Source organism: Sphingomonas elodea ATCC 31461 (assembly GCF_000226955.1).
Lineage (GTDB): Bacteria > Pseudomonadota > Alphaproteobacteria > Sphingomonadales > Sphingomonadaceae > Sphingomonas > Sphingomonas elodea.
This window is the reverse complement of record NZ_AGFU01000050.1, coordinates 1-12,548: the sequence shown is the minus strand read 5'-3', so window position 1 is coordinate 12,548 and position 12,548 is coordinate 1. Positions and strand designations below refer to the sequence as shown.

Below are 12,548 nucleotides of genomic sequence, written 5' to 3'. Positions count from 1 at the left end.
TCAGACCGCCGCCAGCTGCCCGTCGACGGCGTCCAGCTCGCCGCTTTCGCGCGCCTTGCGGCCATAGACGGCCTCGAACAGCGGGGTGGCCATCACCGTGGTCACGATCGCCATCAGCACCAGCATCGCGAACAGCGTCGGGCCGATAATGCCCTTCTGGAGGCCGATATTGATGATGATCAGCTCCATCAGCCCGCGCGAGTTCATCAGCGCGCCGATTCCGAGCGCGGTCCGGTTGTCCTCACCCGCGACCCGCGCCGCCGCCCAGCAGGCACCGAACTTGGCAAGCACCGAGACGGCCAGGATACCGAGCGCGATCAGCAGCAGCGACGGCGAATTGACCATGTCCATCCGGGTGTTGAGCCCCGAATAGGTGAAGAACATCGGCAGGAGCAGCACCACCGCCAGCGGCTCGACCTTGCGCTTCAGCTCCTCGACAAACAGCCCGCGCGGCATGCACACACCCATCAGGAACCCGCCGAAGATGGCGTGGATACCGATCGCATCCATCACGAAGGCAGAGAGGCAGAACAGCATCATCGTGATCGCGAGGATCGACGTGGTCATCTCGCCGCGTGCCTCGACGATACGGCCGAGCGGAGCGAGCAGGTGCCGGCCGACCAGCAGCATGAAGCCCGCATAGAGCACCGCCCCGCCGATCGCGAGCACGGCCACGCCCGCGCCTGCGCCGAACGTCGCCAGCACCAGCGCCAGCACGCACCAGGAGGCTGCGTCGTCGAACGCGCCGGCGGTGAGTGACAAGGTACCCAGCGCGGAGTTTGCCAGGCCGCGCTCGTTGATGATCCGCGCGAGCATCGGGAAGGCGGTCAGCGCGATGCAGGCGCCCATGAACAGCGTGGCATTGGACTGGCTGATGCCGGGTGTGAACAATCCCGGCACGGTCAGCAGGAACGGGGTGATCAGCGTGGCGAGCAGGAAGGGCGCGGCGATCCCGGCGGCGGAGACTCCCGCAGCGCTTTTCGCCTTGGACTGGAAGTGATCGAGCCGCAGCGTCAGCCCGACCATGAACATGTAGAGCCCCACCCCCAGCTGGGCACCGGCATAGAGTACGCTGCGCGTTTCCCTGGGGAAAATCGCCAGCTGCAGATCGGGGGCGAACAGCCCGAGCAGCGACGGGCCGAGCACCACGCCGGCGATCATTTCGCCGACCACCTGGGGCTGCTTCAGGAACCTCTGCCCCGCCCAGCCCACGACGCGGCAGGCGAGCAGGATGATCGCCAGCTGCAGGAAGAAGTGGATGCTGTAGTCGCCGGGCGCATAGGTCTTGGCGGCGTGGACGGCGGGGCCGTGCGGGTTCAGGACGTCGGTCAGCGCGTGCCATGCGCTGCTCAGCAGCTCGTTCATTCGGATCCCCTCGTGCGCACGGCCTCTCGGCGCCGTCGCGTATCGCGCTAGGAAGCGTGTCGTACCCGCTTCGACAAGAGGCGATCACCGGCGATCGCCCACTTTTCCCGGCAGGGGACGTCAAGTGTTGCCGGGGCTCCACAAGGTAGGTACGTACCTACACTGTAGCGCTACCATTTCGGCACGGGCAGGTGGGCGATGAAGGTGTTGAGCAGTCGCGAATTCAACCAGGACGTGAGCGCCGCCAAGCGATTCGCCCGCACCGAGCCCGTGTTCATCACCGACCGCGGCAAGCCCACGCACGTGTTGATGAGCATCGCCAGCTTCCGTGCTTTCACCGGCGAGCGCGAAAGCATCGTCGACGCGCTGGCGGCGGCCGAGCCCTTCCTGGTCGATTCCCAGCCCGGACGCTGGTGAATGTACCTGCTCGACACCGCCGTGCTCCTCGATCTGCGCAAGGCGCGCAGCGGCGGGGCGGACCAGAACCTCATCGCCTGGGCCGACAGCGTTTCGCGGGAGCAGCTGTTCGTCTCGACCCTCGCACTCGCCGAGGTCGAGGCCATGGCGGCGCGGGCGCCCCGCGGGGACGGGGCCGGGGCGATCCGTCGCTGGATCGACGAGCAACTGGTCCCGGCCTTCGGAACGCATTTGCTGCCGGTGGACACGGCCGTGGCGCGGCGCCGGGGACAGCTGACGCTGGCGAGCGACCGCCATGCGCTGGTCGCCGCCACCGCGCTCGAACATGCGCTGACCCTCGTCACCTATGATGCCGCGGCCTATCGCGGCGTGCGGCTGAAGCTGTTCGATCCGCGCCGCTACGACCCCGACGCGGCGGCGGACGATTGGCGCGCCGCCGCCCAGCGCAGCGGTCCGGTCTGGTTCCGCAACCTGTTCCTACGCAGCTGAGGCCATGCAACCGGGACGGTCGCCAAGCATTTGCCTGGAAAGGAGATTGTGCATGGCGACGGAAAAGCAGGCGACCCTCTACCGGATGGCGCTCCCGGATCATGTCTGCCCGTTCGGCGTCCGCGCCCGCGCGCTGTTGCTGGAGCGCGGCTATGACATCGACGATCGTGTTCTCAGCACCCGCGACGAGGTGGAGGCGGTGAAGGAGGAATTTGGCGTGGCCACCACGCCGGTGATCTTCCTCGGCGACGAGCGTATCGATGGGTCCGATGCGCTCGAGCACGTCCTGGCGTCGCGCCATGGATAGCTGCCTATCCGGCCTCGGTTCGTCCCATTCGGATTACGGCGACGGAACAAAGCGCCATGTCGTTGATTTCCGGTCCCAACGTTTTCCGACTGTACCAACGTAAAGGGCAATGACGATGAAGAAGATGCTCGTGCTCGGCGCTGCTGCCGGCCTTATCGCGCTTTCGGCGTGCAACAACACGCCGCGCGAACAGGCGGCCGACAATATCGAAGCGAACGCCGAAGCGCGCGCCGACAATATCGAGTCGATGGCCGGCAACGCCACCACCGATGCGGCGCAGGACAACCTGCAGAACCAGGCGGACGCCGTCCGCGCCGAGGGCGACGCCAAGGCCAAGGACATGCGCACCAACGATCCGGATACGAACCTGAAGAACGGCATGTAAACGCCGAAAGCTTCCGGCAATCGGGCCCGCTGTTCCCACGCAGGCAGCCGGGCCCGGGAGGGGCGCTCGCCGATGCGGGCGCCCTTTTTGCATGCGCAGAGGCCGGAGGCTCCGCCGCCCCCGGCCTCTCACCGTCTTACCAGATGCGGACGCGGTCTTCCGGCGCGACATATTGCTTCTGGCTGGGATCGATGTTCCACGCGGCGTACCAGGCATCGACGTTACGCAGCGGGTTGACCGCGCGGATCTGCCCCGGCGAGTGCGGATCGCTGACCAGCTGCTGGCGCAGCGCCTCGTTGCGGAACAGCGTTCGCCACACCTGGCCCCAGCCGAGGAAGAAGCGCTGGTCGCCGGTGAAGCCGTCGAGCACGGGCGCGGGCTTGCCGCCGAGCGACGCGTGATAGGCGTCGAGCGCGATCAGCACGCCGCCCAGATCGCCGATATTCTCGCCCATCGAGGCACGGCCGTTGATGTGCAGGCCGGGCAGCCCCTCGAAACTGTAGGCCTCGTACTGGGCACCCAGCCGCACCGCCTGCGCCTCGAACTTGGTTGCATCCTCCGGCGTCCACCAGTCGCGCAGCACGCCGTTGCCGTCGGACTTGCGGCCCTGGTCGTCGAAACCATGGCTGATCTCGTGCCCGATCACCCCGCCGATGCCGCCATAATTGACCGCATCGTCGGCCTTGGGATCGAAGAAAGGCGGCTGCAGGATCGCCGCCGGGAACACGATCTCGTTCTTGACCGAGTTGTAATAGGCGTTGACCGTCTGCGGCGTCATGCCCCACTCGGCCTTGTCGACCGGGCCGCCCAGCCGGTTGCGGCGATAGTCCCACTCGAACCTGCCGGCACGCTCGGCATTGCCGACCAGATCGCCGGGGCGCACGTCCAGCTTCGAATAGTCGCGCCACTTTGTCGGATAGCCGACCTTGACCGTGAAGCCCTGCAGCTTGGCGAGCGCCTGCTCCTTGGTCGCCGGGCTCATCCAGGCGAGGTTCTTGATGCGACCCGCCAGCGCGACGCGGAGGTTGCCGACGAGAACGTCCATCTTGGCCTTGCTCTCGGGCGGGAAATAGAGCGCGACATAGTCGCGGCCGACGCCCTCGCCGATCGCCCGCTCGGTGAAGGAGACGGCGCGCTTCCAGCGCTCGCGCTCCTTGGGCTGGCCGTTCATGAACTTGGAGCGGAAATCGAACTGCGCATCGGCGAAGCGCTTCGACAGCATCGGCGAGATATCGTCCGCGATCCGGAAGGCTTCCCATGCCTTGAGCGTCGCGAGATCGGTGTCGGCGAAGACCTGTGCGATCTTCGGCACCGCGCTGTTCTGCGCCACGATCACCCGGCTGGCCTTGGTGAGGCCGGCGGCCTGCCAGAACGGATCCCAGGCGAAGCCGGGCGCTTGCGCCTTCAGCGCGGCGACGGTCACCGGGTTGTAGGTCTTGTCGCGATCCCGGCTCTGGGCGCGGGTCCAGTGCGCCTGGGCGATGCGGGTTTCCATCGCGACGACCTTGTCGGCCGCGGCGGCCGCGTCCGGCCAGCCGGCCATGCCGAGCAGCTGCGCGACGTACTGGCGGTAGCGGGCGACCTGGGGCGCGAACTTCGCGTCGAGATAGAGGTCGCGATCGCCCAGACCGAGGCCCGACTGGCGCAGATAGAGCGCATAGACATCGGGCTGCTTGGCATCGTCGCTGACGCCCACGCCGAAGAAGCTGGCGCCGAACCCACCGATCGAGGCACCCATCAGGCGCGCCAGTTCGGCCTTGGTCTTGGCGGCCTTGAGAGGCTGGAGCCGCTGGAGAAGCGGCTTGGCGTCGAGCCTCTCGATCGCCGCCTCGTCGAGGAAGCCGCGATAGAGGATCGCTGCCTTGCGGCGGTCGGGATGGGCGGTGTCGGTCGGCTGATAGCCTTCGATCAGGGTCCGCAGCCGCATCTCGGAAAGGTCGCGCAGCACCGCGAAGGCGCCGAAGGACGAGCGGTCGTCGGGGATCTTGGTGCGATCCATCCAGCTGCCGTTGACGAAGCGGTACCAGTCGTCGCCCGGCTTCACGCTGCGATCCATGCCGGCGATGTCGAAGCCCCAGCTGCCATAGCGGGTCGCCTCGGTGCTCGGCGCGGCGGCCTGTTGCGGGTTGCGGCTGAGGGCGGGAGCGGCGATCGCCGCAATCGACAGGGTTGAGGCCAGAAGGACGTGCTTCAGCTGCAAGGATGCTCTCCAGATCAGGCGGTTAGCCATAGTGTGGCGGCACTCTACACACCTCGTCCCGGCTGGCAATCCGCCGCTGCCGGGCCGCAGCTCGGTGCAACCATGAAGCCTTGCGCGGCGCCGGCGGGGCGATAGGGAAGGGCGCATGCACGCTTCCCCCGATCTCGCCATCCGCATGGCCCGCGCGGCCTTCAACCGGGCGCTGGCGACCGCCGACCTTGCCGCGATCGGGCCCCTGCTCGCTCCCGATGTGGTGCTGGTGGCCGGTACGGACAGTGCGGTGATTGAGGGCCGCAAGGCGCAGCTGCTCGCCTGGAAGCGCGAGTTCGCGGCGCGGGAGCGGACCGTCTATACCCGGCTTCCGGACAGCGTGGTGGGCTCACCGGTCGCACCGATCGCGTTCGAGCACGGCCAGTGGCAGGGCGTGGCGGCAGAGGGCGGCGCGGTGCAGGCAAGCGGCAGCTACACCGCCAAGTGGCGCGAGATCGACGGCAGCTGGAAGATCGAGGCCGAGCTCTACCTGACCCTCGCCTGATCGGCCGCCGGGTACGGCACGGAACGAATTCCGGCCCGCACCGGTTGAGCGCAGGAGCCCGTGCTTGCGGGCAGGGAGATGCGCCATGCCAACGTCCCGCTTCTTCTTCGAACGCCGTGCCCAGGAAGAGCGTGCCCGCGCCGCCACCTGCCGCAATCCGGTGGTCGCGGCCGCCTTCCGCCGCCGCGCCGACGCCTTTCAGCGCCGGGCGAACGCGCAGACGGAGGAACCAGCCGAGATTGGTTGAGGACGCGCGTGACTCCCGCTTTCCCCCGGCGAACCTTTTCTTTCCTGCAATCCCACTCTGAAGATGGGAATTGGTGGCCAACCAAGACACAGAGATAAGGGGTTCATCATGCGTGCTTTTCGTACCATCCTGCTGATTGCGGCGTCCGCGACTGCGGTCGCTGCCGGTCACGCGCAAGCGCAGCAGGCCGCCGATCCCGCGGCCCAGGCCGATGCAGGTGCGAACGGCGGGACCGAAGAGATCGTCGTCACCGGCACGCGCAGCGAGGGCCGCTCGCGGCTGGATACCGCCTCGCCGGTCGACGTGCTGAGCAGCCAGGCGCTGAGCCGGCAGGGCACGACGGAACTGGGCGCGGCGATTGCGGCCGTTGCCCCCTCGATCGATTTCCCGCGCCCCTCGGCGACCGACGGCACGGATGCGATCCGCCCGGCGACGCTGCGCGGCCTCTCTCCCGATCAGGTGCTGGTGCTGGTGAACGGCGTGCGGGTGAACAGCTCGGCGCTGCTCAACATCAACGGCTCGGTCGGACGCGGCTCGGCGGCGGTCGACCTCAACACCATTCCTACCGCGTCGCTCGAGCGCATCGAAGTGCTGCGCGACGGTGCCTCGGCGCAATATGGTTCCGACGCGATCGCCGGCGTGATCAACCTGCGGCTGCGCGAAGCACGCTCGGGCGGCGCCGCCTCCGCCACCTACGGCATCTACCACACCGATATCGATACCGCGCGCGGCAGCCGCAGCACCACGGGCGAGCCCGTCTTCACCGCCTCCGTCTGGCAGGGTTTCGGTCTGGGGGACGATGGCTTCGTGACCATCACCGGCGAATATGTGAACCGCAAGCCGACCAACCGCGCGGATTTCGACCCGCGCGTGACGCCTTCCCGGGTGACCGGCCGCTTCGGCGATCCGCAGGTCGAGCAATATACCGGCACGATCAACGCCGGGAAGGGCATCGGCGGCGGCTGGAGCCTCTATGGCTGGGGCAGCTACCAGGATCGCGACACCCGCAGCGCCGCCTTCCCGCGTCTGGCGAGCGCGACGACCGCGCTGGTCGGCTATCCCGACGGGTTCCTGCCGATCATCAACACCAAGTCGACCAATGCCGTGGGCGCGGTCGGGGTGAAGGGGGACCTGGGTGATTGGGGCGTCGATCTCCATGCCGGCTATGGCCGCAACAAGATCGCCTATCGCACCCGCAACTCCGCCAACTATGCCTATGGTGCCGCGAGCCCGAAGAATTTCTACGACGGCGCGCTGATCTTCGATCAGTGGGTCGCCGGCCTCGACGTCCGCCGCAAGTTCGACCTGTTCCAGTCGCTCAACCTCGCCTTCGGTGCCGAAGGCCGGCGGGAAGGCTACAAGATCACGCCGGGCGAGCGCGCCTCCTACGACTATCCGCCTGCCGGCGCGGTGGCGGGCCAGTCGCCCGGGGCCCAGGGCTTTGGCGGTTTCGCGCCGGTCAACGCGATCGAGCGGTCCCGGCGCAGCATTTCCGGTTATGTCGACCTCGAAGCACAGGTGACCCAGGCGCTGCTGGTCGACGTGGCGGTGCGCGGCGAGCATTATTCGGACTTCGGCGACACCGCCAACGGCAAGATCTCTGCCCGGTACGACATCGCGCCGTGGTTCGCCCTGCGCGGCACCGTGTCCACCGGCTTCCGCGCACCGAGCCTGCAGCAGCAGTATTTCACCTCGGTGGCGCAGGTCATCCAGAACGGCACGCCGATCCTCACCGGCACCTTCCCCTCGACCGCACCGGTGGCGGCAGCGCTGGGCGGCAAGCCGTTGCAGCCGGAGAAGTCGACCAACCTGTCGGTCGGCACGGTGATCCGGGCCGGAGGGTTCGATCTCAGCGTCGATGCCTATGAGATCCGGCTGCGCGACCAGCTGGGGCTTTCGGAGAATATCCAGGCGAGCTTCAGCCCGCAGGTGGCGGCGATCCTCGCGCCGTTCAATGTGCCCTCGGCGCGCTTCTTCATCAACGGTCTGCGCTCGCGCACCCGGGGCATTGACGCGGTGGCGCATTACCGGCTCGGTAACGCCGCCGATGCGGCCGGCGCGTTCGACTTCACGCTGGCGGGCAACGTCAACGAAATCGTCGTCACCCGCGTGCCGACCAACACCGCGACGGTGAACCCCGCGCCCGTGCTGTTCGCGCGCAGCCGCGTGCTGACGATCGAGCAGGGCACGCCCGGCGAAAAGGTGACGGGCACGATCGACTGGACCAAGGGCGCGATCGGCCTGACGGTGCGTGGCACCTATTATGGCGACGTCAACCAGCCGGGCACGGCGGCCAACGGATCGGCCGACATCCACACCGGCCAGCACCTGATCAGCGACCTCGAGCTTCGCTACCAACCCCGCAAGGGCGCCCAGATCGCGATCGGCGCGAGCAACCTGTTCGACGTCTATCCGGATCGGACCATCCCGGCCAACAACTCGACGGGGGTAGTGGGCTTCCCCTATTACTCGCCGTTCGGTTTCAACGGGCGATATCTGTACGCCCGGCTCGGCGTGAACTGGTGACCGGCAAGGGGCGGGCCTGGCTCGCCCCGACCCGCTGCCGATGCGGGACAGCCGGTCCGCGATGCCGCTTCCGCTGGTGTCGGGATATGCCGAGAGTGAAGGGGTGGATGGCGAGCTGCCGCAACGGATCGAGCCGTTCCGCAAGGTCGTGGTGGCGGACCGCCTTGCGCGACGTGCGCCTTCGCCGTGACGCGCGGGCGTATCGACCGGATCGGCAGCTCAGGCGACCGTCGACTTGCGGACGATCAGGCGCGGTTCCAGGCGCAGGGTCTGCGGTGCGCCGCCGGACCCCGAGCTTAGATCGAGGACTCGCTTCGCCGCCATGTCTCCCAGCCGCTGACTGCTCTGGTCGACGGAGGTCAGCGGGACCCGCAGATACTCGGCGTATCGCAGATTGCCGCAGCCGATGAAGGCGATATCCTCGGGAATGCGCAGGCCGGCCTGCATCGCGGCGTCCATGGCGCCGATGGCGGAAAGATCGTTGTAGCAGAACACGGCATCCGGCGGCTCGGGCAAGGACAACAGTTCCTGCATGGCGTGGTAGCCGGTAGCGTCCCCGCTTTCGTCAAAGCCGTCCCGCGTGACGACATAGGCGTCGGGAAGGTCGATGCCCGCGGCGGTGAGCGCGCGCTGGAAGCCCCTGAGCCGATCCGCTGTCGGGCTGATGCCGCGGCCGCCGATATGGGCGATCCGCCTGCGGCCGATACCTGCCAGATGGCGCGCGGCCAGTTCCCCGACCATCAGATCGTTGGTGCCGACGAAATCCATCGGCAAATCCGCGAACTGCCGATCGATGAGCAGAACCGGCGTGGTGGTTTCCGCCAGCGCCGCCGGGGGCTGGGTGGCGGGCCGGCAGGACGCCACCAGCAGCACGTCGACGCCGCGCGCCAGCAGCGTCTTGATTTCCTGCTCCTCGATGTCCGGATCTTCCTCGGACGAGGCAAGGACCAGCACCAGCCCCTCCGAGCGCAGCGCGCCCGCCAGGGAGCGGGCGAATTCGCCGAAGAAGGGATGGACAAGATCCGGTACCACCAGCCCGACCGCCTGGGAACGTCCACCCGCCAGCGCCCGGGCAAGCATGTTCGGCTGATAGTTCAGCTCGCGCATGCGCTTCAGCACACGCTCGCGGGTCTTTTCTCCGATATCGGTCTGGCCGCGCAGCACCTTGGAGACGGTAACCGTCGAAACGCCGAGATCGCGGGCGATGTCCTTGAGCCTGACCGCCATTGGAGGAGCTTCTCGCGTGCGTTGAAACCGTTGTCGGGCCTATGCGCACACTCCCCCGACCGCGTCCAGACCGAGGCGGAGCGCTAGTTGAAGCGCGTGCGGGTCCACAATGCCCAGCAGCCTGCCGCCAGCGTCGCGAGCAGCAGGGCACAAAGTACCGCGACCCATTCCCACTGCATCGCCAGCGGCGGTACGACTGCGTTCGCACCCAGCCAGACGAAGAGCGAGACGGCGGCGGCGACGATGGCCCAGTCCCACCAGTGCCGCTTGCCCATCCCCGCGGCATCCCCGCCATGCTGGGCCTTCAGGGCATCGGCATAGGCAAGGCCGTAGCGATCGCACTCGCGCTGCAGCGCCGCATCGCGGCTGCGCATCTCGTCGGTTCCGGCTGCCGCCGTGCTGATCGCCAGCGCCCCCAGGATCATGAGCAGCGACCCGCCGACGACCAGGGCGAGGTGGGAACGATCGGCGGTCGCCAGTTCGCCGAACACGAGCGCTCCCCAGGCCAGCCCCCATAGCTGGTTGGTGTTGGACAGGGGAATGCCGCGGCTGATGCCGAGATACTTGGTGGCGAACTGCTGGAACAGGTCGCCGATCACCCATATGAACCCGCCGAGAAACAGCCAGAACAGCACCTCGCGATGCTGCAGAAGCTGCAGCGCGGACGAATTCGGGCCGCCGTCAAAGCACCAGGTGAGGGTCAGCATCGTACCCAGTTCGCCGAAGGTGAAGATCGTGACGAACGACAGCGGGCTCATGCCGCTCAGATAGGCCTTGCGGTAGGGCACGTACATGGTGCCCCACATCAGGCTGGCACCCGCCGCCGCGGCGAGCCCGCGGGCGGCGTGCGGGGAGGCGCCCGCATCGTGGAGCGTGCTGAAGCCCAGCATGATGGCGGCGGCGATGATCGCCAGCGTGCCGAGTACCACCTTGCCGGCGGTCCGTGCGCCGGCACCGCGCATCTCCCGGAACAACAGCCAGCCCCACAACAGCCCGATCAGCGAGTTGGTGTTCCACAAGGGAAAGGCGGTCGCCAGGCCCACGTCGCGGATCGCGAACACGGTCAGCGTGTTCGCCACCGCCCATAGCGCGCCGGCAAGCAGCGCCCAGATGATGAGATGGGGCTTGGAGGCGATGTCCGAAAAGACGAAACCGGTGCCCTTCATCAGGGTCGGGAAGGTCCAGCGTGCTGCGAAGACGCCCGCGACCATGCACAGCGAGATGGCGAAGGGCGAAAACCCCGCCGTGACCAATTTGGTCGGCGCCTCCGCCGCGCCAAGCCAGGCGCCGGCGGCAAGGCCGCACAGGACGCCGAGCATGTGTTGCGGGTTGGCCGATGCCGCAGCCGTCTTCTGCAAAGACGCCATATTGGCAGTCCTTTCTTTCCTGGGAGTGTATCCGGCTTGGGAAAAGGCGGGCTTTAGTTGATGATCGCCAGAAGAAGGACGCCGCCGGCAAGTACCAGCGCGGGAACCCAGAACTGAATATCCGTCAAAACCGCGCGCATCATGGACGCACGTGTCGCGTGCCGTTCGTTCATCCGCATCCTCATTTCCCATCGGCTCTTCCTTCTCTCTGGGGGAAGGTTTGGAGCGGAAGCGAGCGTTACCCATAACGTGAAAGGTGTCAAGGCGGCCTGGTTGCGGCGTGAAACGGGACTGTTGAGCTTCGTGTCGAGTTGCGATAGCCTGCTACGTAATCGATAACGTTGGCCGACAAGGCCAGGATCAGAGGATGCCTACGGATGGGTGCAACCGCGACACAGACTGCCGAAGCGAGCCGCTACAAGGAAGGCAAGGCCGAGGACGAGTTTCGTCAGTATGACGCGACCGTCGTTCCGCACGTCGCGCAGTTCTATCGCAACAATCACGAGCAGATGACCGTCGACTATGTCCTGCGCAAGGAGGCCGAGTATTTCGGCCTGACGCGAGGGGAAAAGTCGATCTGGGAAGCGGCCGAGTTCCTGAACGCACTGGTCGACGAGAGCGATCCGGACACGGATCTGTCGCAGACCGATCACCTGCTACAGACGTCGGAGGCCATGCGCCGCGACGGGCAGCCGCGCTGGATGATCCTCACCGGCTTTCTGCACGATCTGGGCAAGTGTCTGTGCCTGTGGGGCGAACCGCAATGGGGCGTTGTCGGGGATACCTATCCCGTGGGCTGCGCCTGGTCGGAGCACATCGTCTTTCACGAGTATTTCGCCGGCAACCCGGATCGCCACGTGGCGGAATATCAGACGAAATACGGCATCTACGAACCCAATTGCGGGCTCGAGAACGTGCACATGTCGTTCGGTCATGACGGCTACATCGCCGAGGTGATGAAGCCGTATCTGCCGGATGAAGCGCTGTACATGCTGCGCTTCCACTCCTTCTATCCCTGGCACAAGCACGGCGCCTATGACCACCTGTGCAACGACAAGGATCGTGCCATGCTGAAGTGGGTGCTGGAGTTCAACAAATACGACCTGTATTCGAAGGGGCACGCCAAGCCGGACCTGGCCCAGCTGAAGCCTTATTATGATGACCTGTTCGCCGAGTTCCTGCCTCCCAAGGTGGCGTGGTAGGTGAGCAGCCCCGAGTTTTCTAGACGCCTTCCGCCTTCAGAATCTGCTGCCGTTCGAATTGGACGGGCGACAGCATCCCGTTCCTGACCTGCTTGCGCACCGGGTTGTAGAACATCTCGATGTAATCGAACACGTCCTGCCGGGCTTCCTCGCGGGTTTTGTACGTTCGACGTCGGATGCGCTCGCGCTTGAGCGGGGAGAAAAAACTCTCCGCGACGGCATTGTCATGGCAGTTGTCGCGGCGGCTCATCGAGTGCTCAAGATTGTGCGCGCGTAGGAAG

General features: G+C 66.7%; 14 protein-coding genes. 9 read left to right on the top strand and 5 right to left on the bottom strand.

Annotation, left to right across the window (positions count from 1 at the left end; translation table 11 throughout):
* On the bottom strand, window positions 1-1,365 hold the full coding sequence (locus KK7_RS0113945) for a cation:proton antiporter (RefSeq protein ID WP_010545257.1): 1,365 nt from the start codon (window positions 1,363-1,365) through the stop codon (window positions 1-3).
* A gap of 198 nt (window positions 1,366-1,563) precedes the next feature.
* On the opposite strand from KK7_RS0113945, the gene KK7_RS0113940 reads away from it, so the two are divergent.
* The 4 genes from KK7_RS0113940 (at window position 1,564) to KK7_RS0113925 (ending at window position 2,963) form a co-directional block, all read left to right on the top strand.
* Window positions 1,564-1,782: a type II toxin-antitoxin system Phd/YefM family antitoxin gene (locus KK7_RS0113940; protein WP_010545256.1), complete on the top strand. Its 219-nt coding sequence runs from the start codon at window positions 1,564-1,566 to the stop codon at window positions 1,780-1,782.
* Window positions 1,783-2,271, top strand: coding sequence for a PIN domain-containing protein (locus KK7_RS0113935; RefSeq protein WP_010545255.1), 489 nt, complete (start codon window positions 1,783-1,785; stop codon window positions 2,269-2,271).
* 52 nt (window positions 2,272-2,323) lie between these two features.
* Entirely contained in the window at window positions 2,324-2,578 is a 255-nt protein-coding gene (locus KK7_RS0113930) for a glutaredoxin domain-containing protein (protein WP_010545254.1), read from the top strand.
* Between the two features lie 115 nt (window positions 2,579-2,693).
* Window positions 2,694-2,963, top strand: a complete 270-nt coding sequence (locus KK7_RS0113925; RefSeq protein ID WP_010545253.1) for a hypothetical protein — start codon at window positions 2,694-2,696, stop codon at window positions 2,961-2,963.
* A gap of 136 nt (window positions 2,964-3,099) precedes the next feature.
* Here KK7_RS0113925 and KK7_RS0113920 read toward each other — a convergent pair whose 3' ends face one another.
* Complete coding sequence (locus KK7_RS0113920; RefSeq protein ID WP_010545252.1) at window positions 3,100-5,163, bottom strand: M13 family metallopeptidase; 2,064 nt, start codon at window positions 5,161-5,163, stop codon at window positions 3,100-3,102.
* 145 nt (window positions 5,164-5,308) lie between these two features.
* On the opposite strand from KK7_RS0113920, the gene KK7_RS0113915 reads away from it, so the two are divergent.
* The 4 genes from KK7_RS0113915 to KK7_RS23605 all read left to right on the top strand — a co-directional run bounded on the left by KK7_RS0113915 (window position 5,309) and on the right by KK7_RS23605 (window position 8,661).
* Complete coding sequence (locus KK7_RS0113915) at window positions 5,309-5,698, top strand: YybH family protein (protein WP_010545251.1); 390 nt, start codon at window positions 5,309-5,311, stop codon at window positions 5,696-5,698.
* Window positions 5,699-5,783: 85 nt separating this feature from the next.
* The gene (locus tag KK7_RS22965) at window positions 5,784-5,945 is read left to right on the top strand and encodes a hypothetical protein (RefSeq protein WP_158000013.1); all 162 of its coding nucleotides are present in this window, start codon (window positions 5,784-5,786) and stop codon (window positions 5,943-5,945) included.
* A 108-nt stretch (window positions 5,946-6,053) separates the two neighbouring features.
* On the top strand, window positions 6,054-8,471 hold the full coding sequence (locus KK7_RS0113905) for a TonB-dependent receptor plug domain-containing protein (protein ID WP_010545250.1): 2,418 nt from the start codon (window positions 6,054-6,056) through the stop codon (window positions 8,469-8,471).
* Between the two features lie 61 nt (window positions 8,472-8,532).
* Entirely contained in the window at window positions 8,533-8,661 is a 129-nt protein-coding gene (locus tag KK7_RS23605) for a hypothetical protein (protein ID WP_272941573.1), read from the top strand.
* Window positions 8,662-8,690: 29 nt separating this feature from the next.
* Here the strand turns inward: KK7_RS23605 and KK7_RS0113895 are convergent, their stop codons facing one another.
* Both KK7_RS0113895 and KK7_RS0113890 read right to left on the bottom strand, forming a co-directional pair.
* Window positions 8,691-9,698: a LacI family DNA-binding transcriptional regulator gene (locus KK7_RS0113895; RefSeq protein ID WP_010545249.1), complete on the bottom strand. Its 1,008-nt coding sequence runs from the start codon at window positions 9,696-9,698 to the stop codon at window positions 8,691-8,693.
* A gap of 83 nt (window positions 9,699-9,781) precedes the next feature.
* Window positions 9,782-11,065, bottom strand: coding sequence for a GRP family sugar transporter (locus KK7_RS0113890; RefSeq protein WP_010545248.1), 1,284 nt, complete (start codon window positions 11,063-11,065; stop codon window positions 9,782-9,784).
* A 377-nt stretch (window positions 11,066-11,442) separates the two neighbouring features.
* Here KK7_RS0113890 and KK7_RS0113880 point away from each other — a divergent pair, with 377 nt between their 5' ends.
* Window positions 11,443-12,267: an inositol oxygenase family protein gene (locus tag KK7_RS0113880; protein ID WP_010545247.1), complete on the top strand. Its 825-nt coding sequence runs from the start codon at window positions 11,443-11,445 to the stop codon at window positions 12,265-12,267.
* Window positions 12,268-12,286: 19 nt separating this feature from the next.
* On the opposite strand, the gene KK7_RS0113875 is transcribed toward KK7_RS0113880, so the two are convergent.
* On the bottom strand, window positions 12,287-12,548 hold a 262-nt coding region (locus tag KK7_RS0113875; RefSeq protein ID WP_010545246.1), incomplete at its 5' end, for an IS3 family transposase.